Below are 26,022 nucleotides of genomic sequence, written 5' to 3' on the forward strand. Positions count from 1 at the left end.
GATCCCGACTTACACTGTAAGCGCGCTCAGTTCCTCGTCGAGCCGGGCGATGATCGGCTGCAGGCCGATCTGCCGCTCACGCCGCAGCCGTTCCGACAGCAGGATGTTGCGCAGATTGGCGAACGTGCTGTTCAGGTCTTCGTTGACCAGGACGTAATTATAGTCCTCCCAGTGCGCGATCTCGGTGCGGGCGTTCTTCAGCCGCTTCTCGATCACGCCCGAGGCGTCCTCCGCGCGGCGCTCCAGCCGCATCTTCAGCTCAGCGGCCGACGGAGGCAGGATGAACACGCCGACAATGTCCTCGCGCATCTTGGCGTAGAGCTGCTCGGCGCCTTGGTAGTCGATGTCGAACAGCACATCGCGCCCGCTCGCCAGCGCCGCCTCCACAGGATCGCGCGGTGTCCCATAGAAATTGCCGTGCACTTCGGCGTGCTCCAGCAGGTCGCCGGCATCGCGCATGCGCTCAAAGCGCTCGCGGGTGAGGAAGTGGTAGTGCACGCCTTCCACCTCGCTCGGGCGGCGGCCACGCGTCGTGACGGAAACCGACAGATAGATGTCCGGGTTCTGCTCCAGCAGCAGGCGCGCCAGAGTCGATTTCCCCGCGCCAGAGGGTGAGGAAAGGATCAGCATCAGCCCGCGACGGTCGACATTGGAGTGTTTCATGCGCCCTACTCGATATTCTGAACCTGTTCGCGGAACTGTTCGACCACGCCTTTAAGCTCCAGCCCGATGGCGGTCAGCGAGACATCATTGGCCTTGGAGCACAGCGTATTGGTCTCTCGGTTGAATTCCTGCGCGAGGAAATCCAGCCGCCGCCCCACCGGGCCACCTTCCGCCAGCATGACGCGGGCCGCGGCGACATGGGCGACCAGCCGGTCGAGTTCTTCGCGCACATCGACCTTGGTCGCCATCATCAGGGCTTCCTGGTGCAGGCGGTCCGGGTCGAAATTCGTGCTGGTCTCGGTCAGCACGCGGATCTGCTCGGCGAGCTTGGCGCGGATCGCCTCCGGCCGGCGGGCGGGATTGGCTTCTGCCGCGGCCGTCAAAGCTGCGATGGCATCGAGCCGGTCGCCGAGAACGCCGGCCAGCGCCGCGCCCTCGCTGGCGCGCATCGTGACCAGCTCGGCCAGCGCCTGCTCAAAGCCCGCGGCCACCGCCTGCTCGGCGGTGCGGCGCTCAGCCGTCGTTTCCTCGGCCTCCGCGATTTCGAGCACACCCTTGAGATTGAGAAGCCCCTCCAGCCGCACCGGCGGTGCCTCCAGCTCGGCGGCGACCCTACGGAGAGAGGTCGCAATGGCGCGCAGCATGTCTTCGTTGACGCGGACGCTGACGCCAGCATCCGTACGGGTCATGGTGAGGCTGGCATTGACGTTGCCGCGCGCCAGCAGGCGGGAGGCCGACTGCTTCAGCCCGGCTTCCAGCCCGTCCCACCCGATGGGAAGCCGCAGTCGGACGTCGAGGCCCTTGCCGTTGACCGATTTGAGCTCCCAAGCCCAGCTCCAGGCGCCGCTTACGCCCTGGGCCCGGGCAAAGCCCGTCATGCTGGCAAGTGCCATCTATTCAATCCCCCACGCGGCCCCGATCACACATCGCCGCCGACGGCGCGGACCATAGACACCGCGCGCGCCGGCCTCAAGCCGCGATAGGGAGCACGGGCCGCATCAATCGATCGCCGTGGCGCCGGTCGTGCCGGAGACACCAGCGGGCGCCCGGGTCGGGTCGATCTTCTGCTCGCGTTCGACCTGGCGCCAGCGCGCAACATTGCGGTTGTGCTGATCCAGTGTTTCGGCGAAGGCGTGCCCGCCGGTGCCGTCGGCGACGAAATACAGCGACTTGGACTTGGCCGGGTTGGCGACGGCCTCCAGAGAGGCGCGGCCGGGATTGCCGATCGGTCCGGGCGGCAGGCCGGGAATGGTATAGGTGTTGAACGGCGTCGGCGTGGTGATGTCCGTGCGGGTGATCGGCCGGTCGAGCCGGCCCTTGCCGCGTACCAGACCATAGATGATGGTCGGGTCGGACTGCAGGCGCATCTTCTTGTTGAGACGGTTGACGAACACCGCCGCCACTTCCGGCCGCTCGCTCGCCTGCCCGGTCTCCTTCTCCACGATCGAGGCGAGGATGACGAGTTCGTCCGGGGTCTTCAGCGGCAGGTCCGGATCGCGCTTGGCCCAGATTTCCTGAAGCGTGGCCTGCTGGGTGCGCGCCATGCGCCGCAGCATGTCCTCGCGCGAGGTCCCGCGGGTGATCTTGTAGGTGTCCGGCATCAGGCTGCCCTCGCGGGGCACCTGGCGCACCGCGCCGGAGAGTTCCGCGACTTCGGCGAGGCGCTCGACGATCTGGTCGCTGGTCAGCCCCTCGGGGATGGTGACCCTGTACTCGATCACGTCCCCCGAGACGATCTTGGCGAGCACCTGGCGCTGGCTCGACGCCTGCGGGAACTCATATTCGCCAGCCTTCAGCTTCCCCGAGGCGCGGGTGCCGAGCGCGGCGCCGACGAACACCCATTTCTCGCCGATCACGCCCTTCTTCACCAGCAGGTCGGCGATATCCATCAGTCCGTACTCGCCGGGAATCACCACGGCGGTGTCCTGCGCCAGCGGGCCGGGGGCATCATATTCGGCCTTGCCGAACCATAATGCGCCCCCGCCGACGATGATCGCCACGGTCACGAGGGTGAACACCCAGCTCAACCCTACCACGAAGGCGTTGTTGGCCCAGCGCGAGGACTTGCGAACCGGCTTTTTGGGCGGCGGCGGAGGAGGAGGAGGCGCGGCATGAGCGGCCGCAGGCGGGGGCGGCGCGGCGGCGGCAGGTTCGGCAGGGGTAGCCGGAACGGGAGTTTCCGTGGCCGGAGGGGTCTGGTCGGTCATCGGGTGCCTCGCCGGAGGCCCGCCCGTCGATGCGTGACACATCGGCGGATACCGGCCTCATTGTGTTGCATCCAGAAACCCCATCCGGCGACGGGGCTGCCGGCGTCCGCAGGGCCGCGCAACGCACAGGCAGACTACCGCCAAATATGGCGAAAGCGGGAAGTCATGGACCGGAGAAACACGGCGTTTTCCCGGCCCGAGGCGCGTGGCGATCAGTTCGCGTAGCGCTTGAACACCACCGAGGCGTTGGTGCCACCGAAGCCGAAGGAATTCGACAGCGCGTACTCGATGTTGCGCGCGCGCGGCGTGTGCGGAACCAGGTCGATCGACGTCTCGACGTCGGGATTGTCGAGGTTGAGGGTCGGCGGCGCGATCTGGTCGCGAATCGCCAGCAGCGAGAAGATCGCCTCCACCGCGCCAGCCGCGCCCAGCAGATGCCCGATCGCCGATTTGGTCGAGGACATCGAGGCTCGCGCCGTGTTGTTGCCGAGCAGCCGCTCCACGGCGCCGAGTTCGATCGTATCGGCCATGGTCGAGGTGCCGTGGGCGTTGATGTAGTCGATCTCGGACGCCGTGATACCGGCGCGCTTCAGCGCCGCCTGCATGCAGCGATAGGCACCATCGCCGTCCTCGGAGGGAGCCGTGATGTGGTGAGCGTCGCCGCTGAGGCCGTAGCCGACCACTTCACCGTAAATCTTGGCGCCGCGCGCCAGCGCGTGCTCAAGCGCCTCGACCACCACGACACCGGCGCCCTCGCCCATGACGAAACCGTCGCGGTCCTTGTCATAGGGACGCGAGGCCTTTTCGGGAGTGTCGTTATAGCCTGTCGACAGTGCGCGGCAGGCGGCGAAGCCGGCAAGAGCGAGCCGGTTGATCGGCGATTCGGTGCCGCCCGCGACGATCACGTCGGCATCGCCGAACGCCACCAGCCGCGCGGCATCGCCAATGGCATGCGCACCGGTCGAGCAGGCGGTGACCACGGCGTGATTCGGACCCTTGAGCCCGTGGGCGATCGACACATAGCCGCCCGCGAGATTGATCAGGCGGCCGGGAATGAAGAAGGGGGAGATGCGGCGCGGGCCGCGTTCCTGAAGCAGCAGGCTGGCCTCGGCGATGCCCTGAAGGCCGCCAATGCCCGAGCCGATCAGCACGCCGCTGGCGCACTGGTCTTCATAAGAGGTGGGATGCCAGTTCGCGTCGTCCAGCGCCTGCTTGGCCGCGGCCATGGCATAGACGATGAACTCGTCGACCTTGCGCTGTTCCTTCGGCTCCATCCACTGGTCGGGATCGTAAGTGCCGTCGGTGCCGTCGCCGCGCGGAATCTGGCAGGCGATCTTGGCGGGCAGGTCGGAAACATCGAAATTCTCGATGCGATTGGCACCGCTCTGACCGGCGAGAAGCCGCGTCCAGGTGGCTTCAACGCCGCATCCGAGCGGCGTCACCATGCCGAGGCCGGTAACGACGACGCGCCTCATCGAAAACACTCCGGGAAACTAGGGCAAGCAGGGCAAGCTGCGACGGAAATCTGCCGTCGCAGCTGCACGAAAACCGCCTCAGGCGGCGTTCTTCTCAAGGAACTTGATGGCATCGCCGACGGTCAGGATCGTTTCGGCGGCATCATCGGGGATTTCGCAGTTGAAGGCTTCCTCGAAGGCCATGACCAGCTCGACGGTGTCGAGGCTGTCCGCGCCGAGGTCGTCGATGAAGCTCGCGTTCTCGGTAACCTTCTCGGGCTCCACGCCCAGATGCTCGGCCACAATCTTCTTCACGCGCTCGGCAATATCGCTCATAGGTCCACCCTCGTCCGTATCCGGAGGTTGCTACGTTGTTTCACTCTGCCCCCGCACCCTAGGGCACGGTCGGCGGCCTGTTTTCATGCCCCGATTACAGGAAGCACCGGATGTCAGCCACATGTTGTTGGCGTCGTCCGACCCTGTGAGCCGAGGCGGTCGTTAGCACACTTCATCCGGCAAAACCAGCGCTCGACGAGACGCTGAAAGGCCGGAGTTCCGCGGCTTTGGCTCAGATCATCGCCATTCCGCCATTCACATGGAGCGTCTGCCCCGTGACATAGCCGGCCTCGTCGGAGGCGAGATAAACCGCCGCCGCCGCGATATCTTCAGGGGTGCCAAGTCGGGCAGCGGGGACCGCGGAAAGAATCGCTTCCTTCTGCTTGGCGTTCAGCACATCCGTCATCGGCGTGGCGATGAAGCCGGGCGCGATGCAGTTCACCGTCACCCCGCGCGCCGCCACTTCCTTGGCCAGCGCCTTGGACATGCCGATCATGCCAGCCTTGGCCGCGGCATAGTTGCCCTGCCCGGCATTGCCAGTCACACCGACGATCGAGGTGATGCCGATAATACGGCCATAGCGCTTGCGCATCATGGAGCGGGCAGCGGCGCGCGTCAGACGGAAGCCGGCGGTAAGGTTCACCGCGATCACCTGATCCCACATCTCGTCGGTCAGGCGCACGAACAGCCCGTCCTTGGTGATGCCGGCATTGTTGACGAGGATGTCGACCGAGCCCATGGCCTCCTCGGCCTGCGGCACGAGCGCTTCGACCTGCTCGGTGTTGGAAAGGTCGCAGGGCAGCACGAAGGCGCGCTCGCCCAGTTCAGCCTTCAGCTCTTCCAGAACCTCGCGGCGCGTGCCGGAGATGCCGACGCTGGCGCCCCGCGCATGCAGGGAAACGGCGATGGCCCGGCCGATGCCGCCGGTCGCGCCGGTGACGAGGGCCGTCTTACCTGTCAGATCGAACATGAAATCTCCTTGGGCTCTCTCGCCTCTGGCACTCAGGCCGTCGCGACGGCTGCGAAGGCCGCCACGTCCTCGGGCGTGCCCACGCTGGTGGCGGTCAGCGTACGGACAATACGCTTGGTGAGACCCGACAGCACCTTGCCGGAGCCGACTTCCACCAGACGCGTCACCCCGGCATCCGCCATGAACGCAACAGATTCGCGCCAGCGTACCGTGCTCGTCACCTGACGCACCAGCAGCGCGCGAATTTCGTCCGGGTCCGTCACCGGCGCCGCGGTCACATTTGCGACCACCGGCACCACCGGCGACACCACGGCAACACCGGCGAGCGCCTCGCGCATGACCTCGGCGGCCGGGGCGATCAGGCTGCAGTGGAACGGCGCGGAGACGGTCAACAGGATGGCGCGCGAGGCGCCCTCACGCTTGGCGATCTCGCAGGCGCGCTCGACGGCGCTTGCATTGCCGGAAACCACGACCTGGCCAGGGGAATTGTCATTGGCGAGATCGCAGACCTCGCCGGCGGCGGCTTCGGCGGCGATTTCGGCGACCTTGTCGGCGTCGAGGCCGAGAATCGCTGCCATCGCCCCGGTGCCGACCGGGGTCGCGGCCTGCATGGCGGTGCCGCGCAGGCGCAGCAGCCGGGCGGTATCGGCAATCGAGAGAGCGCCGGCAGCGGCCAGCGCCGAATATTCGCCCAGCGAATGGCCAGCGACGAAGGCCGCGTCGCGCGTGAGATCGAGGCCAGCCTCGGCCTCCAGCACGCGCACCGCCGCCAGCGAGGCCGCCATCAGTGCCGGCTGCGCATTGGCGGTCAGCGTCAGCGTCTCGATAGGGCCGTCCCACATGATGACGGACAGCTTCTCACCGAGCGCCTCGTCGACCTCCTCGAAGACCGCGCGCGCCACGGCGAAATTGCCGGCAAGGGCCTTGCCCATGCCGACGGCCTGGCTGCCCTGCCCCGGAAAAACAAACGCATTGCTCATGACGTAACGAAACCCATCCGCTAAGAATTGGCGGGCGCAGGAACACCGCTGCGCGCCTCGTGTCAAGTTGCACGCCGTCCGCGCCTGTGTGCGCCGCCGGTTCCGCCGCCGCCGATCCTGGGTATTCGAGAGCACGCAGATGGAAATCATCATCCTGTTTTTCCGCGCGCTGGGCCTCGTGCTGGTCGGTGGCGCCATCCATCATGTTCGCCATCTGGCGCGTATCGCGCCGCGGCCGCGGTTACGCGTCGCGTGGACCGCCATGGCGGGGGCGCTCCTGGTGACACTGGTGCTTGGCGCCTACACCACCGTCGATCGATACATGGAGATCGCGTTCAGCTCGGTGGTGCTGATCGAATCCCTGGTCAACCTGTCCGGCGCCGTGTTCATCTTCGCCGTCGCGCTTCTGTCGCGCCTCACCGCCGAAGACGTCCTGCTCAATGCCGAACTGGAAGTCGCGGCGTTTACCGATGCGCTCACCGGCCTGCCCAACCGCCGCCGCTTCGACATGCAGCTGCCGGACCGGATGGAACTCGCTCGCCGGCGCAAGCAGGCGCTGACCATGGTCATGCTCGACATCGATCACTTCAAGCGCGTCAATGACCGCTATGGGCATGAATGGGGCGACGAAGTGCTCCGCCATATCGGCCGCCTGCTGGATGTCCACAAGCGCGAGGAGGACATGGCCTTCCGCATCGGCGGCGAGGAGTTCGTCGTGGTAGCGCCGCACACGCCGCTGGAACAGGGCGGCGCGCTCGCCGAACGGCTGCGCTTCACCATTGAGCACACCGTGATGGAGAAGAAAGGCCTCCGCATCCCCATCACTGTGAGCCTGGGCGTCGCCCAGCTTCGGCCGGAGGATGATCTCGCGACATTGCTGGCCCGAGCCGACGCGGCGCTCTATCGCGCCAAGGAGTTGGGGCGGAACCGGGGCTGCCTCGAACTGCCCCGTCTGACGGTGGTCGAAGCCACCGGCCCAAGGCCCGTCTCCTCTTGATTTTCCACGCATTGCGCGTATAAGCCCGCGCACTGTCTGTCCCGGCCGGGGGCTGAACGGACGGCTGCGCTTTGCTGCAGCTCAGGAAATTTTCGGATTTCCGCTCGTCCCGTGTCCCCGCCTTCGAGAATGTTTCGGGCCTTTCCGCAAGGCTCGAAGGGCTCGTCGCCGGGAAGATGGCCCGCAATCATGCGGAAACGACAAGGAAAGGTCACGAGACATGGCTCTTTATGAGCACGTGTTCCTCGCGCGCCAGGATGTTACGGCGCAGCAGGTCGAGGAACTCACCGCCCGGTTCAAGGGCATTATCGAGGCGAATGGCGGTTCGGTCACCAAGGCCGAGTACTGGGGCGTGAAGACGCTTACCTACCGCATCCGCAAGAATCGCAAGGCGCACTTCTCGCTGCTCAACATCGACGCCCCGGCGGCGGCGGTGGCCGAGCTCGAGCGCCAGCAGCGGATCGACGAGGACGTCCTGCGCGTTCTCACCATCCGCGTGGAAGAGCTCGAAGAGGGCCAGTCGGTCATGCTGCAGAAGCGCGACCGCGACGACCGCGGCGAGCGCGGCTTCGGTGATCGCGGCTTCGGCGGCGACCGCGGCTTCGGCGGCGGCGGGCGCAGCTTCGGCGGTGACCGCGACCGTGGCGATCGCGGCCCGCGCCGTGACCGTGATGAGGCCCCTGCCAACGTGGAGACTGAGTGATGGCTTTCGGTGGTACTGGCGGCCCGTCCGCAAGCGGCGGCGCGCGCCGTCCCTTCTTCCGTCGTCGCAAGACCTGCCCGTTCTCCGGCGCCAATGCGCCGAAGATCGACTACAAGGACGTGCGTCTGCTGCAGCGCTACATTTCCGAGCGCGGCAAGATCGTTCCGTCCCGCATCACGGCGGTGTCCGCCAAGAAGCAGCGTGAGCTGGCCCAGGCCATCAAGCGCGCCCGCTTCCTCGGCCTGCTGCCCTTCGTGATCCGCTGATCGCGCGTTGAATGCCGTCCCCGGCCCCGCGCCGGGGACGTTCTTCGCCTTAATTCCTTGCCGACAGACCTTCCGGGATTGGCCCGGCCGGTCGTTGAGGCGGACATGATCCGCTTCTAACCGCTTCATGCGCGGGACAGCTCGTCGATGATACAGTCTTGGCTTATAGCGTTTGGCGCCGGTGCGGCGTCCGCCCTGCTGGTCGCCTCCGTGGCGTCGGGCAACGCTTTCGCCTTGCCGCTTTTCTATCTTGCGCCGCTTCCTATCCTCATTGCCGGCCTCGGCTGGTCGCATCTGATCGCGCTGGTCGCCGCTTCCACGGCCGGCGTGCTGATCGGCGTGTTCTTCGGGATGGAACTGCTGGTGGCCTATGTCGCCGGCGTGGGCCTTCCCGCCTATGTCCTCGCCTATCTCGCGCTGATGGCCCGCCAGACCGGACCCGACGGTGAGGTAGAGTGGTTCCCGGTCGGCCGGGTGCTGATCGCCGCGGCGCTTCTCGGCTGCCTGGGCGTTGTCGCGCTGATCCCGCTGATCGCGGGCGATCTCGAAGGCTATCAGGATGCTCTGCGCGGCCTGTTCCAGGCCATGCTGGCCGAGAACGGCGCACCCACCAGTGGCGACACCGACCGCCTGGTCACGCTGCTGGTAGCGGTGATGCCGCCGGCGGCCGCGATCATCACCATGCTGACGCAGATCGCCAATCTGTGGCTGGCCGCCCATATCGCGCGGATTTCCGGCCGGCTGATGCGACCCTGGCCCGATCTGGCCGCGGTCGAACTGCCGCGCGCCGCAACCGCGTTGCTGGCCGGCTCCGTCATCGGGGCCATGCTCACCTCCGGCTTTGTCGGCCTGCTCGCCGAGTTGCTTGGCGCGACGCTGATCGTGGCGTTCGGCTTTATCGGGCTGGCGGTGATCCACTGGGTCACGCGCGGCGCGGCCGGGCGCACGCTGGTCATCAGCACGGTCTGGATCGCTGCGCTGGCGCTGGGCTGGCCGTTTCTTGCCCTCGCGCTGCTCGGCCTTATCGAAACCCTGTTCGGCGTCCGCCGCCGCTTTCCACGCGGCAGCCGCCCCGCCGGCGGCCCGCCGGCCGCCAATGACGGCTGACGCCTCACCAATCCCGCTATCGAACGATCAAACGGAGAACTCAAATGGAAGTCATTCTGCTGGAACGCGTGGCCAAGCTCGGCCAGATGGGCGAAGTGGTCCGCGTCAAGGACGGTTTCGCCCGCAATTTCCTGCTGCCGTCGGGCAAGGCCCTGCGCGCCACCAAGGAAAACAAGACCCGCTTCGATTCGATGAAGTCCCAGCTTGAGGCCCGCAACCTCGAGCTCAAGACCGAAGCCGCCAAGGTCGGCGAGAAGCTGAACGGCACCGAAGTCGTCCTGGTCCGCCAGGCTGGCGAGACCGGCCATCTCTATGGCTCGGTGTCGACCCGCGACATCGCCGACGCCCTGACCGCATCGGGCTTCAGCGTCGCCCGTCACCAGATCGTCCTCAACCACCCGATCAAGAACATCGGCCTGCACGATGTCCCGGTGACCCTGCACCCGGAAGTCGAAGTCACCGTGAAGGCGAACGTCGCCCGCAGCGCCGAGGAAGCCGTGCGCCAGTCCCGCGGCGAAGATCTCTCGGTCGCCCGTGACGATGACGAAGACGAGATCGAGGAAGAAGTCGTCGAGGAGGCCGTCGAGGCCACCGAGGAAGAAGAGGCCTGATCAGGCTCCTGCCACCGCCTTCTATGCGGTGTGCTCCCGATTGAGATATTCCCTTTGGGAATACTCCCGATTTCCAGGCCCGGCCGGTAACGGCCGGGCTTTTTTGTGATGCCTTCACGAAATCGGCAGGTTGCCGACCCTTCGATGTTGTGATGCAATCGCTTTCATCACAATGAGAACTGCCCCGTCATTACGCACGCAGCCCTCAACCGCAAGGCTGCCCGCATCGTGGAGGAGGCCTGATGGAAGGGTTGCTACAGCGTGTACTTGAACGCGTCGTGCGACAGGGTTCGCTCGACGTTGTTCTGGCCTCCGGCAGGCGTGTGTCCTTGGGCGACGGCAGCGCTCCCCCTCTCGCGATCCGGTTCACCTCGACATCCTGGCAAAGTCAGGTGGCGCTCGACCCCGAGCTGAAGCTCGGAGAGGCCTATATGGAAGGCGGCATGGTGGTGGAGACCGGCGACATCGCCGATGTCCTTGCCCTGCTGATGGCCCAGGTCGGCCTCATGGTGCCGAGTTTCACCGCCAAGACCTTCATGCGGCTGCGCTATCTGGTCCGCCGTCTCGCGCAGTTCAATCCGCCGGACCGCTCGCAGCGCAACGTCGCTCATCATTACGATCTCGATGGCCGTCTCTATTCGCTGTTCCTCGACGCCGACCGGCAATATTCCTGCGCCTATTTCGAGACGCCGAACCAGACGCTGGACGACGCGCAACTCGCCAAGCGCCGCCACATCGCCGCCAAGCTGCTGTTCGACCGGCCAGACCTCTCCGTGCTCGACATTGGCTGCGGCTGGGGTGGCATGGGGCTTTATCTCGCCGAGAATACCGGCGCGCGCGTCACCGGCATCACGCTTTCGCAGGAGCAACTCGGCGTCGCGCAATGCCGCGCGGAGGAGCGCGGCTTGGCCTCACGTGCCGAGTTCCGGCTGCAGGATTACCGGCTCACCCCGGGTCCGTTCGATCGCATCGTCTCGGTCGGCATGTTCGAGCATGTCGGGGTCGGCCATTTCGGCACTTATTTCGACCGCATCGCCGAGTTGCTGAAGGATGACGGCGTCGCGCTGATCCACGCCATCGGCCGCTCGGAAGGGCCAGGCATCACCAATCCGTGGATCGCCAAATACATCTTTCCCGGCGGCTATATCCCGGCATTGTCCGAGGTGCTGCCGGCGATCGAGAAGGCGGGGCTGCTCGTCACCGATATCGAGATCCTGCGCCTGCATTATGCCGAGACGTTGAAGGCCTGGCGCGAGCGCTTCCTCGCCCATCGCGAGGAGGTGGAGCGGCTCTATGACCGGCGCTTCGTGCGGATGTTCGAGTTCTACCTCGCCTCCTCCGAAATGGCGTTCCGCCATCAGGGCATGATGGTCTTCCAGATTCAGCTGGCCAAGCGCGAGGGCGTGGTGCCGATGACCCGCAACTACATCGCCAAGGCCGAGAGCGATCTCAAGGCGATGGAGAAAGCCAATCGGCCGGGGCTTCGGCTGGCGGGCGAATAGGGCCAAAAGCCGTCAAGCCAGATTCAGCTTTCCACAGGCGGTCCACAGGACAAAGATGACGCGACACGATTCGCTGCGGACTCGCGCGCCCTTGTGCCGTTAGCTGTTGGCCAACACAGCGCCCGGAAAAGCCATGCTCGATTCCTCCGCCCGCCAACCGGCGGCGTCCGAACCGCATTACCGCACGGCTCCGCACAATGTCGAAGCCGAGCAGGCATTGCTGGGCGCGATCCTCGTCAACAACGAGGCGTTCTATCGCGTTTCCGACTTTCTGGAGCCGCGCCATTTCTTCGAGCCCGTGCACACCGCAATCTACGAGACCGCCAGCGCCCTGATCCGCGCCGGCAAGGTCGCGACCCCCGTCACACTGAAGACGTTCCTGCCGGCCGGGATCGACATCGCCGGGCTGACCGCCCCGCAATATCTGGCCCGCCTCGCCGCGGAAGCCACCACCATCATCAATGCCGAGGATTACGGCCGCACCATCTATGACCTGTCGGTGCGGCGCGACCTGATCGCGATCGGCGAGGAGGTGGTGAACGAGGCTTATGACGCCCCGATCGATTCCACCCCGCAGGAGCAGATCGAGGAGGCCGAGAAGCGGCTCTACGAACTGGCCGAGACCGGCCGCTATGACGGCGGCTTCCTGTCCTTCGGCAACGCGCTGAAAGAAGCGGTGGACGTCGCAAGTCGCGCCTTCCAGCGCGACGGCCATCTGTCGGGCCTCGCCTCGGGGCTGGACGACCTCGACCACATGATGGGCGGGCTGCAGCCCTCCGATCTGATCGTGCTCGCCGGCCGCCCGGCCATGGGCAAGACCGCGCTCGCGACCAACATCGCGTATAACGTCGCGGCCGCCTATCGCTCCGAGACCCTGCCGGACGGCTCGATCCGCCCGATCGACGGCGGCGTGGTCGGCTTCTTCTCGCTGGAAATGTCGGCCGAGCAGCTCGCAACCCGCGTGCTCGCCGAGCAGACTGAAATCCCGTCCTACAAGATCCGCCGCGGCGACATCAGCGAGCACGAATTCGATAAGCTCGCCGCCGGCGCGCAGGTCATGCAGACCATTCCGCTCTATATCGACGATACCGGCGGCATCTCCATCGCCCAGCTGCGTGCCCGCGCGCGCCGGCTGAAGCGCCAGCGCGGGCTGGATTTCATGGTGGTGGACTATCTCCAGCTGCTGTCCGGCTCGTCCGCCAAGGCGTCGCAGAACCGCGTGCAGGAAATCACCGAAATCACCACCGGCCTCAAGGCGCTCGCCAAGGAGCTCGCCGTGCCGATCATGGCGCTGTCGCAGCTCTCGCGTCAGGTGGAAGCACGCGACGACAAGCGCCCGCAACTGGCCGACCTTCGCGAATCCGGCTCGATCGAGCAGGACGCGGACGTCGTGATGTTCGTGTATCGCGAGGAATACTATCTCAAAAGCAGAGAGCCGAAAGAAGGCACGGAGGAATGGTTCAAGTGGGATACCGAGATGAAAGCCGCGCACGGCGTCGCGGAAGTCATCATCGGTAAACAGCGCCACGGCCCGACCGGCACCGTCAAGGTCGCCTTTGAGCCGCAATTCACGCGCTTCTCCTCGCTGGCGAGAGACGAGCACCTTCCCACGCGGTGAGTTTGTGTGACATGACCGAGGCGTCCATTCCGCTTAACGAGGCCGGCGGCCGGCTGACCATCGACCTCAAGGCCCTGGCCGAGAACTACCTTGAAATCGCCGCTCGCGTCGCGCCGGCGAGTTGCGCCGCGGTGCTGAAGGGCGATGCCTATGGCACCGGCCTGCCGCAGGCGGCGACCGCGTTCTGGCAGGCCGGCGCGCGGACCTTTTTCGTCGCGCTGCTGAGCGAGGCGCGCGAGTTGCGCAATCTGCTGCCGCAGGCGGAAATCTTCGTGCTGAACGGCGTGTTTCCGGGGACGGGGGATATCTATCGCGAGTTCGACCTGCGCCCGGTCCTGGGCAGCGCGGCCGATGTCGCGCATTGGCAGGCCTTCTGCGAGGCTTGCGGCACGGGTCTTCCCGCCGCGCTCCATGTCGACACCGGGATGAACCGGCTCGGGGTGACCGCGACCGAGGCGGTGAACATCGCCGAGGGCCTGGATGAGCTCGGCTTTCCTCTGGTGCTGGTGATGAGCCATTTCGCCTGCGCCGACGAACCGGGCCACCCGCTCACCGCGCGCCAGCTGGAGGATTTCCGCGCCGTGGCCGCGCTGTTCCCCGGCATCCGTGCCTCGCTCGCCAATTCGGCCGGAGTGTTCAGCGATCCAGAGATGCATTTCGACCTTGTGCGGCCGGGTGTCGCGATCTACGGCGCCCGTGCCAAGGCCGATGTCGAGCCACTGCGGCCGGTGATCCGGCTGGAACTGAGGATCGTTCAGACCCGCGAGGTCCATACCGGCGAGAGCGTGGGGTATGGCGGCGCGCAGGTCATGGACCGGCCGAGCCGCATCGCTATCCTCTCCGGCGGCTATGCCGACGGCATTCCCCGTCTGGTGGGATCATCCAATGAACGGCGCGGCGCCGAGGTCATCATCGCAGGGCACCGCTGCCCGATGGTTGGGCGCATCTCGATGGATCTGATGGCGGTCGATGTGACCGACCTGCCGGAAGAGGCCGTGGTGCCGGGCGGCTGGGCCACGCTTCTGGGCGATGGGCTGGAGGTCGATGACCTTGCCCGCCAGGCCCAGACCATCGGCTACGAGGTGCTGACCTCGCTCGGCCGGCGCTATCACCGGCGCTGGGTGTACTGAACCCGCATGCGGGCATCGGCCGGCATCGCCTCGCGGGCGCCGATTTTGATCGCCTCGATCATCTCCTCGCCATTCTCGAGCCAGTTCGGCAGAATGAGGGCGTGGCCCTCTTCGAGCTGTATGTCGAGGCGGGTGACCTTGCGTTCGCCATCATTGCTGCTGTGGTTCTTACGAGAGTGGAAGCTAAGAACCTTATTCCAGGGAACCCTGCGCCCGGACACGAGTGTAATCCCGCTCTCGTCGATGGATTTGACAAAAGACCGATGCCAAAACCATAGGGCAACGCTGCCGATACCCAGCGTAAGCGGTGCCAATATCAAAATAAACGTTGTGAATCGTCCGTTTGGACGTGCCTGAATATTTGCCATTATTTTCCACTTAAAATTCGTTCTAATATTAAAAGGCAAAAAATCGTTTCAAACTCGAAAGCAATATACGGACCATCTCATTCAGCCCGTCCTTTCTGTCGATTCTCCCTCTCGGAACGCGACCTTTTGATGACGCCCGATCCTTCAGACAGCCGGCCCACGCGACACGACAATGGCACCAAGATACCTCTATTGCGCCTACCCGTCTACCTTTTTGCCCGATTGAACCAGTAGGTATCTCGCCACTCCGCGTGACGGAATGTCGAAATTTGGTTGGAGTGCCTCAATGGCGAAACGTGCCACGTCCTTCGTCTGCCAGGTCTGCGGCGCGGTCCATGCGCGCTGGCAGGGCCGCTGCGATTCCTGCGGTTCGTGGAACAGCATCTCGCAGGAGGAGACCGTCACCGGCTCGGTGCCGTCCTCGCAGCGCGCCGGCCGCAAGGGTCGCCTCATTGCGCTGGAGGCGCTGTCCGGCAGCTCGCCCGACGCGCCGCGCACCCGTTTTGGCATTGAGGAACTCGACCGCGTGGCCGGCGGCGGACTGGTGGCAGGCTCGGTGCTGCTGATCGGCGGTGATCCCGGCATCGGCAAGTCGACCCTGCTGATCCAGGCCTCCGCGGCGCTGGCAGATGCCGGCCACCGCGTCATCTATGTCTCGGGCGAAGAGGCGGTGGCGCAGGTGCGGCTGCGCGCCGAACGGCTCGGCCTGTCGGGCTCCTCGGTCGAACTCGCCGCCGAGACCAATGTCGAGGACATCGTGGCGACGCTGGCGGAGGGGCGCACACCTGCGCTGGTGGTGATCGACTCGATACAGACCATGTGGACGGATTCCGCCGAATCCGCCCCGGGCACGGTCACGCAGGTGCGCTCCTCGGCGCAGATTCTGATCCGCTACGCCAAGCGCGCCGGCGCAGCGGTGATCCTGGTCGGCCATGTCACCAAGGACGGCCAGATCGCCGGCCCGCGCGTGGTCGAGCACATGGTCGACGCCGTGCTGTCCTTCGAGGGCGATGGTGCCCACCAGTTCCGCATCCTGCGGGCGCAGAAGAACCGCTTCGGGCCGACCGACGAGATCGGCGTGTTTGAAATGACAGGCCTCGGCCTGCGCGAGGTCGCCAATCCGTCCGAGCTTTTCCTCTCGCAGGGCGATCGCGGCGCGCCGGGCACGGCGGTCTATGCCGGCATGGAGGGCACGCGGCCGGTTCTGGTGGAAATCCAGGCGCTGGTGGTGCCGACCTCGCTGGGCACGCCGCGCCGTGCCGTGGTCGGCTGGGACCCGAGCCGGCTGTCCATGGTGCTCGCGGTGCTGGAGGCGCGCTGCGGCATCAAGCTCGGCGGCCATGACGTGCATCTCAACGTCGCCGGCGGCTTCCGCATCACCGAGCCGGCGGCGGACCTTGCGGTGGCGGCCGCCCTCGTCTCCTCGCTCAGCGGGGCGGCGCTGCCGGTGGACACGGTGCATTTCGGCGAGATCAGCCTCACCGGCGCCGTACGCGCGGTTTCCCATTCCCCGCTACGGATGAAGGAGGCGGCCAAGCTCGGCTTCACCCGTGCGGTTGCGCCCGAGGCTAAATCCACAGGCGGCAAATCGTCTCCCCGCGACCCCGCGGAGTCGGCGCTGGCGCTGGAATCCGTTGCGTCACTGGGCGATCTGGTCGCCGGGATCGCCGCCAGATCGCCGCGCCGGGCGCAGAGACCCGCGCAGGCCGCGCAAGAGGGATGACGTCACCGCTGGGCCGCGCTATACCTCGCGCGGCTCCCGAGGGAGCTTCCAGACCGCAGATTCGCTTGCTCACGGTGGGCCATTTTGACCCTGCTCGACATCATCCTCATCGCCGTCATGGTGATTTCCGGCCTGCTGGCCATGGTGCGCGGGCTGGTGCGCGAGGTCTTCGCCATCGCCTCGTGGGTGATCGCGGCGGTGGTCACGCTCTATTCCTACCCGCATGTACTGCCCTATGCGAAGCAGTACATCAGCAACGACACCTTCGCGATGGCCGCCTCGGTCGGCGGCGTGTTCCTGATCACGCTTCTGGTGGTGTCGATCATCACCGTGCGCATCTCGGACCTCATCCTCGACAGCCGCATCGGTGCTCTCGACCGCACGCTGGGATTCCTGTTCGGTCTCGCCCGCGGATTCCTTATAATGGTTGTGGCGTTCCTGTTCTTCAACTGGCTGGTCCAGAATGAGCAGGGACAGCCGGAGTGGATTCGCGACGCGCGTTCCAAGGTGGTCTTGCAAAGTGCGGGTGACTGGCTCATCTCCGTGCTGCCGGAAGATCCCGAGAGCCTGATACGCGACATTCGCAGCCCGAAGGATGCCGAACCGATCGAGCCGCCGCCGGAACCGTTCAACCCGGGTACGTCGACGCCTCCGGCGCCGTGATGTGCGAACGCCCGCTGGGATTCATTGGTCCCGGCGGTTGCTTCGTTCGATGTTCAGCCTGTGAAGCGGACGTGGCCCTCATGGCCGCGTGAGAGCGGAGCGAAGGTCTCATGACCGAGATAGCCGTCGACGACCTGTTCAAATCGAGCCCTGCCATCGAGGACAGCTTCGATGAATACGGGGATACGCTCCGCGAGGAGTGCGGCGTGTTCGGCATTTACGGACACCCGGATGCGGCGGCGATCACCGCGCTCGGCCTGCACGCGCTCCAGCATCGTGGACAGGAAGCGGCCGGCATAACCACTTATGACGGCCAGCGTTTTCACTCCGAGCGCCGTCTCGGCCTCGTCTCCGACGCCTTCTCCGACGGCGAGGCGATCAAGCGGCTGCCGGGCGCCATCGCGGTCGGCCATGTGCGCTATTCCACCACCGGCGCCACCATTCTGCGCAACGTCCAGCCGCTGTTCGCCGAGCTCGACGGCGGCGGTTTCGCCATCGCCCATAACGGCAACCTCACCAACGGCCTGACGCTGCGCCGGCAGATCATCCGCGACGGCGCCATCTGCCAGTCGACCTCCGACACCGAGGTGATGCTGCACCTCGTCGCCCGCTCCAAGCGCGCCCGCTTCACCGAGCGCTTCATCGACGCGCTGCGCGCCATCGAGGGCGCCTATGCCTTTGTCGGCCTCACCAACAAGAAGCTGGTGGGCGCGCGCGACCCGCTCGGCATCCGCCCGCTGGTGCTTGGCGAACTCGACGGCCACCCGATCCTGACCTCCGAGACCTGCGCTCTCGACATAATCGGTGCGCGCTACGTGCGGGACGTGGAGCCCGGCGAAGTGATCGTTTTCTCCTCCGACAAGGTGGAGACGCTGCGTCCCTTCGGCTCCGTGCCCCCGCGCCCCTGCATCTTCGAGTACATCTATTTCGCCCGGCCGGATTCGGTCGTGGGCGGCCGCTCGGTCTATCAGGTCCGCAAGAATATGGGCTTCCAGCTCGCCGCCGAGGCGCCGGCCGATGCCGACGTCGTGGTGCCGGTGCCGGATTCCGGCGTGCCCGCCGCCATCGGCTATGCCCAGGCTGCCGGCATTCCCTATGAGCTCGGCATCATCCGCAACCATTATGTCGGCCGCACCTTCATCCAGCCCACCCAGGCGGTGCGCGATCAGGGCGTGCGCATGAAGCATTCGGCCAACCGCTCGGTGATCGAGGGCAAGCGCATCGTGCTGATCGACGACAGCCTGGTGCGCGGCACGACCTCCGTCAAAATCGTGCGCATGATGCGCGAGGCCGGCGCGCGCGAGGTGCATTTCCGCATCTCCTCCCCGCCGATCACGCATCCCGACTATTATGGAATCGATACGCCGGACCGCGACAAGCTGCTGGCCGCGACCCATGACCTCGAAGGCATGCGCCGCTATATCGGCGCCGACAGCCTCGCCTTCCTGTCCATCGACGGCATCTACAAGGCGATGGGCTATGAGGGCCGCGATCCGGTCCGCCCGCAGTTCACCGACCATTGCTTCACCGGCGAATACCCGACGCCGCTGACCGACCGACTGGGCGAAGTCTCGCCTCGCCAGCTCTCGCTGCTGGCCGAGGCGAGCTGAACGACGGATGGTCGAGCTCAACCAGTGGCATCGTGGCCGGCTGATCGACCACATCCAGCTCGTGGTCGCCGATTTCGAGGCGTGCAAGCGCTTCTACGCGGCGATCCTCGATGTGCTGGGCGTGCCGCTGGTGGAGGGCGAGGGCTACTTCTTCGCCGATGAGCTGTTCGTCACGCCCGGCACCCCGCTCACCGGCCGCGCGCATCTCGCCTTCCAGGCCGCCGACGAAAGCATGGTGCAGCGCTTTCATGCGGCGGCGCTGGTCGCCGGCGGGCGCGACAATGGCGCGCCGGAGCTTCGCGACTATCATCCCGGCTATTACGCCGCCTTCGTGCTCGACCCCGAAGGCAATAACATCGAAGCCGTGTATCACGGCCCGGCGCGACGCTCCGCGCCGTCCGTGGTGCTGACGGACGATTCCCAGGCTTGAGGAACCCGCCATGACCGACACGCCCGCGCGCCCGCTTTCCGGGCGCTACGCCCTCGTCACCGGCGCCACGCGCGGCATCGGCCAGGCGACCGCCCTCGCCCTCGCGGAAGCCGGTGCGCATGTCATCGCCACCGGCCGCACCGCCGGCGCGCTGGAAGAGCTGGACGACGCCATCCAGAAGGCGGGCTCCACCGCCACGCTGGTGCCGCTCGACATCAAGGATGGCCCGGGCATCGACCGGCTGGGCGGCGCGCTCTATGAGCGCTTCGGCCGGCTCGACGTGTTCGTCGGCAATGCCGGCGTGCTCGGCCCGATGACGCCGCTCTCGCAGGTAGAGCCCAAGGAATGGGACGACGCGATCGCGGTGAACCTCACCGCCAACTGGCGTCTCATTCGTTCGCTGGACCCGTTGCTGCGGCTCTCCACCGCTGGCCGCGCGGTTCTGGTGTCGTCCGGCGCGGCGTCCAAGGCGCGGGCCTATTGGGGCGTCTACGCCACCAGCAAGGCCGGTCTGGAAGTGCTTGGCCGCACCTGGGCGGCCGAGACCATGAACCTGTCGAACCTGCGCGTGAACCTGTTGAACCCCGGCCCGGTGCGCACCCGCATGCGCGCCAAGGCGTTCCCCGGCGAGGACCCGGAGACGCTGCCGGCCCCGGAAGACGTGGCGCAGGCTATTCTCGCGCTGTGCCTGCCCTCCTTCGAGGACACCGGCCGGCTCTACGATTTCCCCTCGCGCAAGCTGCTCAGCTTCCAGCCGCCGGCGTGAGCCGCCTTTACCGGGGGGCAATCTCGCCGATGGCGATCGTCTCGATCGCCGCCGGGCGCCTCGTAAAGCTCAGAATGGCGAGGATCACGCCGGAGAGCTGCATCGCTATGCCGACCGCCTCCGGCGTCGTCGGCAGCCTCTGCTCGAAGATCAGCCCGTAAAGCAGGCCAAAGCCGGTCTCTGCGACGATCAGCAGGGCGGTGAGCACCATCGGCAGGCGGTTCGAGGCCACCATCCAGCACAGCGTGGCGAACCAGCAGCCCAGGAAGGATGTTACCAGCACCCAGGCGGTGAAGCGCTGCATGTCGGCATCGCTCGCCACCTCGGGATTCGGCAGGCCCAGCAGCGGAACCAGCATCAGGGCGCCGGCGGCCGCGCCCAGCCCCTGCAACCCGGTCCAGCCGAGCACGTCGGGCGCGTCGGGCGCGCGCAGGATCTGCGAATTGCCCAGCCCGTAGACCACCCAGATGCCCACCGCGCTCAGCGCGGCGAGAATGCCGAGCCAGGTGCGGTCGTCGAGGGAGGACTGCGCCGGTTGCGGCATGCCGGCATGGGCGGTGAGGATGCCGCCCAGCACCAGCGCGAACGGCAGGAGCAGGGCCCGCCACGAGACCGCCTTCTCGCGCAGATTGGCGATCAGCGACAGCACCACGGGCGAGGTGCCGATGATGAGCAGCGGCAGCACCGCGCCGGCGAACTGCACGGCATAGGCTGCCGAAAGGAAATAGCCGACATTGCCGAAGCCCCCGAGCAGGAAGCCGAGCACCAGCTGCCGGCGCGACATGACCGGCCGAAATCGCGGCAGGATCATCAGCACGGCGGAGGTGAGGCCGAACAGCACGTAGCGCGCCAGCGTGAGATCCCAGGCCGAGAACGGCGCCACGGCGCGCGGCGAAACAAAGGCGAGCCCCCACAGCGCGCCCGTGGTGAGGCCGGCGAGGATGCCGATCAGCATGCGTGAATTCCGAATAAGGTCCGGCGCGGAAACGGGCGCGCGGAAGGAGCGGCCTCCTTATAGAGCGTTTTCGAGCGAAGTGGATACCGGTTCGCGTGGAGAAAACGCGCCAAAACAAACGATTAGCAGCCGGCGCCGCCGCGCGAAACCGGCGCCTCGCGCATTTCCCTCGCGCGAAGGGCAGTGCGCCTCGTGCGAACATGCTCCAAAGGAAAGACCGCCGGAAAGCCCCGGCTCAGTCCTTCTCGGCGTAGGGATTGTCCTTCTCGCGCAGCGTCAGCCGTATCGGCACGCCCGGCAGGTCGAAGGTGGTGCGCAGGCTGTTGACCAGATAGCGGGTATAGCTTTCGGGTAGCGCGTCGGCGCGCGAGCAGAACAGCACGAAGCTCGGCGGGCGCGCCTTGGGCTGGGTGATGTAGCGCAGCTTGATGCGGCGGCCGGACACAGCCGGCGGCGGATGCTGGTCCGTGGTCTCGCCGAGCCAGCGGTTGAGCGGGTTGGTGGCGACGCGGCGGTTCCACACCTCATGCGCGGACTGAATGGCGCGCACCAGCCTGTCCAGCCCCTCGCCGGTCAGCGCCGACAGCAGCACGACCGGCATGCCCTTGAGCTGCGGCAGCCAGTGATCGGCCTCCTCGCGCATGCGCTTGGCAAGGCCCGGCTGGTCCTTCACCAGGTCGGACTTCGACAGCACGATCACCACGGCCCGCCCCTCGCGCTCGGCGAGGTCGGCAATGCGCAGGTCCTGCTCCTCGAACGGATGGGTGGCATCGATCAGCACGACCACCACCTCGGCGAAGCGCGCGGCACGCAGGCCGTCGGCAACGGAGAGCTTCTCCAGCTTGTCGTCGATGCGCGCGCGCTTGCGCATGCCGGCGGTGTCGAACACCCGCAGTTGCACCCCGTGGCGCTCGATATCGACCGAGATGGAATCGCGGGTGATACCGGCTTCCGGGCCGGTCAGCAGCCGGTCCTCGCCGAGCAGCGAGTTGATCAGGGTCGACTTGCCGGCATTGGGGCGGCCGAGCACGGCGACGCGGATTCGCCGCGGGCCGTCGCCTTCCTCGTGCTCGTCGTCTTCGTCGCCTTCATCGGGCAGGCACAGCATCAGCGCGCGCAGCAGTTCGCCCATGCCCTCGCCGTGCTCGGCGGAAATCTCCACCGGATCGCCGAGGCCGAGCGAATAGGATTCGAAGCTGCCGGCAGCCGCCTCACGGCTCTCGCTCTTGTTCGCCACCAGAATCGTGTGCTTACCCGAGCGTCGGGCGAGATCAGCGAAGGAGCGATCGGACGGCGTGATGCCCGCGCGGGCGTCGATCATGAACAGAAGGATATCGGCGTCGGCGATCGCGGTCTCGGTCTGCGCGCGCATGCGGCCTTCGAGGCTTTCGGCCTTCGCTTCCTCAAGCCCGGCCGTGTCCATGATCCGGAACGACAGGTGTCCCAGGCGAGCATCGCCTTCGCGGCGGTCGCGGGTGACGCCGGGCCGGTCGTCGACCAGCGCGAGACGCTTGCCGACAAGCCGGTTGAACAGCGTCGACTTGCCGACATTCGGACGGCCGACGATGGCAACGGTCATGGTCATGATGGTCAGGTGCCTCCCAGCACCGCGCGGCGGCGCTGGCTACTGCGCCGCGCCCTGCCCTGCAGCCGGCGCCGGCGGCGTGGGTTCGGGCTCGTAATAGGTGGAATTGGCCGGCTGCGGCGGCGCGGCGCCGTAATCGATGCCGGGAACGCCTTCGGGAAAGACCGGGCTACGGGCGCCCGGCAGCTTCTTTTCCTTCTCGCCGAAGGGGTTCATCTTGTCCAGCGTCTCGCAGCCGGCGGTTGCGAAGGCCAGCGAGATTGCGGCGGCGGCGAGGACCGCCCGGGTGAGACGCGGCATCCGTGTCGGCATGCTGGGCTCTCCTACTGTACGGCGGGGGCGGCGGGAGCGGGCACGGCTTCGCCCGGAGCGGGCACCTCGGGCGCAGCCGTCGCGGGGACGGCGACCTCCGGCGTGAGGGGCGCGGGAGCGGCCACATCGGCGGCCATCGGCGCGCCGCCGGCGGCAAGGGTGCGCATCAGCTCGGCGCGGCGCCGCAGGCCCGGCGGGCTCTCGGGATCGCCGAGGATGGCGGTGAAGGTCGCGCTGGCAGCCTCGGTGTCACCGGCCTTGTACTGGGCCAGGCCGAGGATCTCGCGCGCGGAATGGCGGAACGCCCCATCCGGCGTGTCGAGCGGCTTGACCCGACCCTCGATCTCCGAGAGCGGGGCTGTGTCGACCAGCAGCAGCGCAGCGCGGATGGTCGCGACGTCGCGCATCAGGCCGGGCACGCTGCCGTCGCCGGAAATCGCGTCATAATCGGCGATCGCGGCGGTGCGATCGGTACGGGCGAGGTCGGTGGCGGCGCGGAATCGGGCGAGCAGGCGATAGCCCGACGTGCCGTCCTTCTCCAGCGCGGCGAAGGCGGCTTCCGCCTCGGCATTCTTGCCCTGCTCGGCGAGCTGCATGGCGGCTTCGAAGCGCGCACCCGACGCCTGATCTTCCCTGAGCTTCCACCATTCATAGCCCCGCCAGCCGGCGACGGCGACGACGATGAGCACGGCGAGGCCGATGATGTAGAGGCCGTAGCGGCTCCAGATCCGGCTGAAGCGTTCGCGACGCAGGTCCTCGTCGATCTCGTGGAAGATGTCAGCCATGTCGCGGTCCGTCGTGGCAAAGGATCGAAGAGCGCCGGCAGGCGCCCAATCGGAAGGGCGGAAAACATGAAGAGGCGGAAGGCAGAAGGCCTGCCGCCATTCAGGGCCGCGTAAACTAGCGATGCGGCCTCAACAAGGCAATCGACGGCGCGGGGCGCCGCGTCAGCCCTTCTTCGGGGCGTAGACATGCTCCGGGCCGGGGAAGCTGCGCGCGCGCACCTCGCTGGCATAGGCCTCGACGGCGGCGCCGATGGCCGGGCCGATATCGGCGAACTTCTTGACGAAGCGCGGCACGCGGTCGGAAAGGCCCAGCATGTCCTCCAGCACCAGGATCTGGCCGTCACAGGCCGAGGAGCCGCCAATGCCGATGGTCGGCGGGGCCACCTCACGGGTGATCTGGGCGGCGAGCGGCTCGCTCATCGCCTCCAGCACGATGGAGAACGCGCCGGCATCGGCGATGGAGCGGGCATCGTCGAGAATCATTGCCGCGCCGGCCTCGTCGCGGCCCAGCGCCTTGAACGAACCGAGCGTGTTGATCGCCTGCGGGGTGAGGCCGACATGGCCCATCACCGGCACGCCGCGATCGGCGAGGAAGCGCACGGTTTCGGCCATGCGGCGTCCGCCTTCGAGCTTCACCGCGCCGGCGCCGGTCTCCTTGAGCACGCGCGAGGCGGTGGCGAAGGCCTGTTGCGGCGAGCCCTCATAGGAGCCGAACGGCAGGTCCACCACCACCAGCGCCTTCGCGGAGCCGCGCATCACCGCCTGCCCCTGCAGGATCATCATCTCGACCGTCACCGGCACGGTGGTTTCCATGCCGTGCATCACCATGCCGAGCGAATCACCGACCAGCATGAAGTCGACATGCGGGTCGACGAGGCGGGCGGTGTGGGCGTGGTAGGCGGTCAGCGAGACGATGGGCTCACCGCCCTTGCGGGCGCGGATGTCGGGAGCGGTGAGGCGGCGGGCGGCGGCGGGCTTGCCGGGCGCGGACTGTACGGACATGGCGTCGAGTGTTCCTCGGTTCTTTTGTAGCCGGCTCAGCCCGGCATGACAGGCACTCCCACCACATAGGGGTGGAACCAGAAGGCGAGCGCGGCATAAAGCACGACACCGCCGACCACCGCAACGAGATCGCCGCCCCAGCCCTTGGGCGCGACGGGAAGCGGGGCGCCGCGGCGCTTGGCCTGAATGCGCATATAGACCGCCCAGCCGAGGATGACGAGGCTGAGCACGATGGTCGGCAGGTCGCCATTGGCGAGAAGATGCGCCAGCGCCCAGGTCTTGATCGCCACCAGGAACGGGAATTTCAGCCACGCCTTGATGTGGCTCGGCACCAGTGCCGCCACCGCCGCGATCGAGGCGACGAGCATCAGCAGCAAGGTGAAATGGCGCAGGCCTGTCGGCGGGTCCCACAGCGGCGCCGGGCCGGACGCGCGCCACATGCCGAATCCGTAGGCGATCATCAGCACACCGGCCACCGCCAGAATGCCGTGGATCGCACGATAGGGAACGATGCCGAACTTTTCGACGGCGACGGCGCGCAGGTCGCGGCGGGCGGAGAAGACGTGCACGGCGACGAACAGAACGAGGCCGGCCAGCATCAGGATCATGGTGCGCTCCACGGGATCGAATTCGCCGCGACACTAGAGAGTTTCCAGAGCGCGCGCCATGGCGCACGGCCGCGACGTTCGGCTCATGGAAACCGCGCGCTGCGCCGGCCGGGAGCCGGCATCCCGTTCACATCTCGGGGAAATAGCCGCCTCGCCTTAACCTTGAGGCGAGCGAAGTCTCCCACGATCGCCATGGCTGTGTCACATTGCGCATGGGGGTACGACCATACGGGGGGCGCCGATGACACGCATCGCCGCGGCTATTGCCTGCCTATGCCTGCTGCTCGCCACTCCGGCGGGCGCGAAGGCGTCGGACGTGGTGGCTTATGTCGACATCTCGACCCAGCGCATGGACGTGTGGGTCAACGGCGCCCGGCACCATAGCTGGCCGGTCTCCACCGGCCGCCGCGGCCATGGCACGCCGACGGGCACCTACCGCCCGCAGCGCCTGCACAAACGGTACTTCTCGCGGAAATACTACAATTCGCCGATGCCCTATTCGATCTTCTTCCATGGCGGCTACGCGATACACGGCACCAACGACCTGAACCGGCTCGGGCGCCCGGCTTCCCATGGCTGCATCCGGCTGCACCCCGGAAATGCGGCGCGCCTGTTCTCGCTGGTCGGCGCCGCCGGCAAGGGCAATACCCGGATCGTCATCACGCGATAGC

28 protein-coding genes are annotated in these 26,022 nt (G+C 66.8%); 14 read left to right on the forward strand and 14 right to left on the reverse strand.

Translation table 11 applies throughout. The features are described 5' to 3' along the window. Positions 1 to 9 precede the first annotated feature (9 nt). The 7 genes from gmk to fabD form a co-directional block, all read right to left on the reverse strand. Positions 10 to 663, reverse strand: a complete 654-nt coding sequence (gmk, locus tag MKI84_RS14525; protein WP_241620623.1) for a guanylate kinase — start codon at positions 661 to 663, stop codon at positions 10 to 12. Positions 664 to 668: 5 nt separating this feature from the next. Continuing rightward, positions 669 to 1,556, reverse strand: a complete 888-nt coding sequence (locus MKI84_RS14530) for a YicC/YloC family endoribonuclease (protein WP_241620625.1) — start codon at positions 1,554 to 1,556, stop codon at positions 669 to 671. A 105-nt stretch (positions 1,557 to 1,661) separates the two neighbouring features. After that, the gene (gene mltG, locus MKI84_RS14535) at positions 1,662 to 2,870 is read right to left on the reverse strand and encodes an endolytic transglycosylase MltG (RefSeq protein WP_241620627.1); all 1,209 of its coding nucleotides are present in this window, start codon (positions 2,868 to 2,870) and stop codon (positions 1,662 to 1,664) included. A 212-nt stretch (positions 2,871 to 3,082) separates the two neighbouring features. After that, positions 3,083 to 4,345 (reverse strand): beta-ketoacyl-ACP synthase II, encoded by a 1,263-nt coding sequence (gene fabF / locus MKI84_RS14540; protein WP_241620629.1) that lies wholly within the window; start codon positions 4,343 to 4,345, stop codon positions 3,083 to 3,085. A 78-nt stretch (positions 4,346 to 4,423) separates the two neighbouring features. After that, a complete protein-coding gene (locus MKI84_RS14545) occupies positions 4,424 to 4,660 on the reverse strand; it encodes an acyl carrier protein (protein ID WP_013165911.1) in 237 nt (78 codons plus the stop codon). A gap of 232 nt (positions 4,661 to 4,892) precedes the next feature. Further along, positions 4,893 to 5,630: a 3-oxoacyl-[acyl-carrier-protein] reductase gene (gene fabG, locus MKI84_RS14550; RefSeq protein ID WP_241620631.1), complete on the reverse strand. Its 738-nt coding sequence runs from the start codon at positions 5,628 to 5,630 to the stop codon at positions 4,893 to 4,895. A 32-nt stretch (positions 5,631 to 5,662) separates the two neighbouring features. Continuing rightward, positions 5,663 to 6,610 (reverse strand): ACP S-malonyltransferase, encoded by a 948-nt coding sequence (gene fabD / locus MKI84_RS14555; protein WP_241620633.1) that lies wholly within the window; start codon positions 6,608 to 6,610, stop codon positions 5,663 to 5,665. 139 nt (positions 6,611 to 6,749) lie between these two features. Between fabD and MKI84_RS14560 the strand changes: the two genes are divergently transcribed. The 8 genes from MKI84_RS14560 (at position 6,750) to alr (ending at position 14,544) form a co-directional block, all read left to right on the forward strand. Then, positions 6,750 to 7,607 (forward strand): GGDEF domain-containing protein, encoded by an 858-nt coding sequence (locus MKI84_RS14560; RefSeq protein ID WP_241620635.1) that lies wholly within the window; start codon positions 6,750 to 6,752, stop codon positions 7,605 to 7,607. Positions 7,608 to 7,827: 220 nt separating this feature from the next. Continuing rightward, the gene (rpsF, locus tag MKI84_RS14565) at positions 7,828 to 8,310 is read left to right on the forward strand and encodes a 30S ribosomal protein S6 (RefSeq protein ID WP_241620637.1); all 483 of its coding nucleotides are present in this window, start codon (positions 7,828 to 7,830) and stop codon (positions 8,308 to 8,310) included. Beyond that, on the forward strand, positions 8,310 to 8,576 hold the full coding sequence (gene rpsR, locus MKI84_RS14570; protein ID WP_241620638.1) for a 30S ribosomal protein S18: 267 nt from the start codon (positions 8,310 to 8,312) through the stop codon (positions 8,574 to 8,576). The genes rpsF and rpsR overlap by 1 nt, the downstream gene beginning before the upstream one ends. 147 nt (positions 8,577 to 8,723) lie before the next feature. Next, on the forward strand, positions 8,724 to 9,683 hold the full coding sequence (locus MKI84_RS14575) for a DUF2232 domain-containing protein (RefSeq protein WP_241620639.1): 960 nt from the start codon (positions 8,724 to 8,726) through the stop codon (positions 9,681 to 9,683). A 44-nt stretch (positions 9,684 to 9,727) separates the two neighbouring features. Next, positions 9,728 to 10,294 (forward strand): 50S ribosomal protein L9, encoded by a 567-nt coding sequence (gene rplI, locus MKI84_RS14580; RefSeq protein ID WP_241620641.1) that lies wholly within the window; start codon positions 9,728 to 9,730, stop codon positions 10,292 to 10,294. 242 nt (positions 10,295 to 10,536) lie between these two features. Then, a complete protein-coding gene (locus MKI84_RS14585) occupies positions 10,537 to 11,796 on the forward strand; it encodes a cyclopropane fatty acid synthase (RefSeq protein WP_241620643.1) in 1,260 nt (419 codons plus the stop codon). A gap of 133 nt (positions 11,797 to 11,929) precedes the next feature. Next, positions 11,930 to 13,414, forward strand: coding sequence for a replicative DNA helicase (locus MKI84_RS14590; RefSeq protein WP_241620645.1), 1,485 nt, complete (start codon positions 11,930 to 11,932; stop codon positions 13,412 to 13,414). An 11-nt stretch (positions 13,415 to 13,425) separates the two neighbouring features. Continuing rightward, positions 13,426 to 14,544, forward strand: coding sequence for an alanine racemase (gene alr / locus MKI84_RS14595; protein ID WP_241620647.1), 1,119 nt, complete (start codon positions 13,426 to 13,428; stop codon positions 14,542 to 14,544). Here alr and MKI84_RS14600 read toward each other — a convergent pair. Then, positions 14,523 to 14,912: a hypothetical protein gene (locus MKI84_RS14600; RefSeq protein ID WP_241620649.1), complete on the reverse strand. Its 390-nt coding sequence runs from the start codon at positions 14,910 to 14,912 to the stop codon at positions 14,523 to 14,525. The two genes, alr and MKI84_RS14600, sit on opposite strands and share 22 nt — an antisense overlap. A gap of 286 nt (positions 14,913 to 15,198) precedes the next feature. Between MKI84_RS14600 and radA the strand changes: the two genes are divergently transcribed. The 5 genes from radA (at position 15,199) to MKI84_RS14625 (ending at position 20,104) form a co-directional block, all read left to right on the forward strand. After that, a complete protein-coding gene (radA, locus tag MKI84_RS14605) occupies positions 15,199 to 16,635 on the forward strand; it encodes a DNA repair protein RadA (protein ID WP_241620651.1) in 1,437 nt (478 codons plus the stop codon). Positions 16,636 to 16,719: 84 nt separating this feature from the next. Beyond that, positions 16,720 to 17,298, forward strand: a complete 579-nt coding sequence (locus tag MKI84_RS14610; RefSeq protein ID WP_241620654.1) for a CvpA family protein — start codon at positions 16,720 to 16,722, stop codon at positions 17,296 to 17,298. Between the two features lie 110 nt (positions 17,299 to 17,408). Beyond that, positions 17,409 to 18,908, forward strand: coding sequence for an amidophosphoribosyltransferase (purF, locus tag MKI84_RS14615; RefSeq protein WP_241620656.1), 1,500 nt, complete (start codon positions 17,409 to 17,411; stop codon positions 18,906 to 18,908). 7 nt (positions 18,909 to 18,915) lie between these two features. After that, positions 18,916 to 19,338 (forward strand): VOC family protein, encoded by a 423-nt coding sequence (locus tag MKI84_RS14620; RefSeq protein ID WP_241620657.1) that lies wholly within the window; start codon positions 18,916 to 18,918, stop codon positions 19,336 to 19,338. Between the two features lie 10 nt (positions 19,339 to 19,348). Then, on the forward strand, positions 19,349 to 20,104 hold the full coding sequence (locus tag MKI84_RS14625) for an SDR family NAD(P)-dependent oxidoreductase (protein ID WP_241620659.1): 756 nt from the start codon (positions 19,349 to 19,351) through the stop codon (positions 20,102 to 20,104). A 7-nt stretch (positions 20,105 to 20,111) separates the two neighbouring features. Here the strand turns inward: MKI84_RS14625 and MKI84_RS14630 are convergent, their stop codons facing one another. The 6 genes from MKI84_RS14630 to MKI84_RS14655 all read right to left on the reverse strand — a co-directional run bounded on the left by MKI84_RS14630 (position 20,112) and on the right by MKI84_RS14655 (position 25,351). Then, entirely contained in the window at positions 20,112 to 21,059 is a 948-nt protein-coding gene (locus MKI84_RS14630; protein ID WP_241620661.1) for a DMT family transporter, read from the reverse strand. 235 nt (positions 21,060 to 21,294) lie between these two features. Beyond that, positions 21,295 to 22,644, reverse strand: coding sequence for a ribosome biogenesis GTPase Der (gene der, locus MKI84_RS14635; RefSeq protein WP_241620663.1), 1,350 nt, complete (start codon positions 22,642 to 22,644; stop codon positions 21,295 to 21,297). A gap of 39 nt (positions 22,645 to 22,683) precedes the next feature. Next, entirely contained in the window at positions 22,684 to 22,956 is a 273-nt protein-coding gene (locus tag MKI84_RS14640; protein WP_241620665.1) for a hypothetical protein, read from the reverse strand. 11 nt (positions 22,957 to 22,967) lie between these two features. Next, the gene (locus MKI84_RS14645) at positions 22,968 to 23,741 is read right to left on the reverse strand and encodes a tetratricopeptide repeat protein (protein WP_241620667.1); all 774 of its coding nucleotides are present in this window, start codon (positions 23,739 to 23,741) and stop codon (positions 22,968 to 22,970) included. Positions 23,742 to 23,903: 162 nt separating this feature from the next. After that, positions 23,904 to 24,743, reverse strand: a complete 840-nt coding sequence (gene panB / locus MKI84_RS14650; RefSeq protein WP_241620669.1) for a 3-methyl-2-oxobutanoate hydroxymethyltransferase — start codon at positions 24,741 to 24,743, stop codon at positions 23,904 to 23,906. A 35-nt stretch (positions 24,744 to 24,778) separates the two neighbouring features. Continuing rightward, positions 24,779 to 25,351 carry an NnrU family protein gene (locus MKI84_RS14655; RefSeq protein WP_241620671.1) on the reverse strand — a complete coding sequence of 191 codons (573 nt, stop codon included), beginning with the start codon at positions 25,349 to 25,351 and terminating at the stop codon, positions 24,779 to 24,781. Between the two features lie 241 nt (positions 25,352 to 25,592). On the opposite strand from MKI84_RS14655, the gene MKI84_RS14660 reads away from it, so the two are divergent. Beyond that, the gene (locus MKI84_RS14660; RefSeq protein ID WP_241620673.1) at positions 25,593 to 26,021 is read left to right on the forward strand and encodes a L,D-transpeptidase; all 429 of its coding nucleotides are present in this window, start codon (positions 25,593 to 25,595) and stop codon (positions 26,019 to 26,021) included. The last annotated feature ends 1 nt before the right edge of the window (position 26,022 follow it).

The sequence above is a fragment of the Ancylobacter gelatini genome (assembly GCF_022601675.1).
Classification (GTDB): domain Bacteria; phylum Pseudomonadota; class Alphaproteobacteria; order Rhizobiales; family Xanthobacteraceae; genus Ancylobacter; species Ancylobacter gelatini.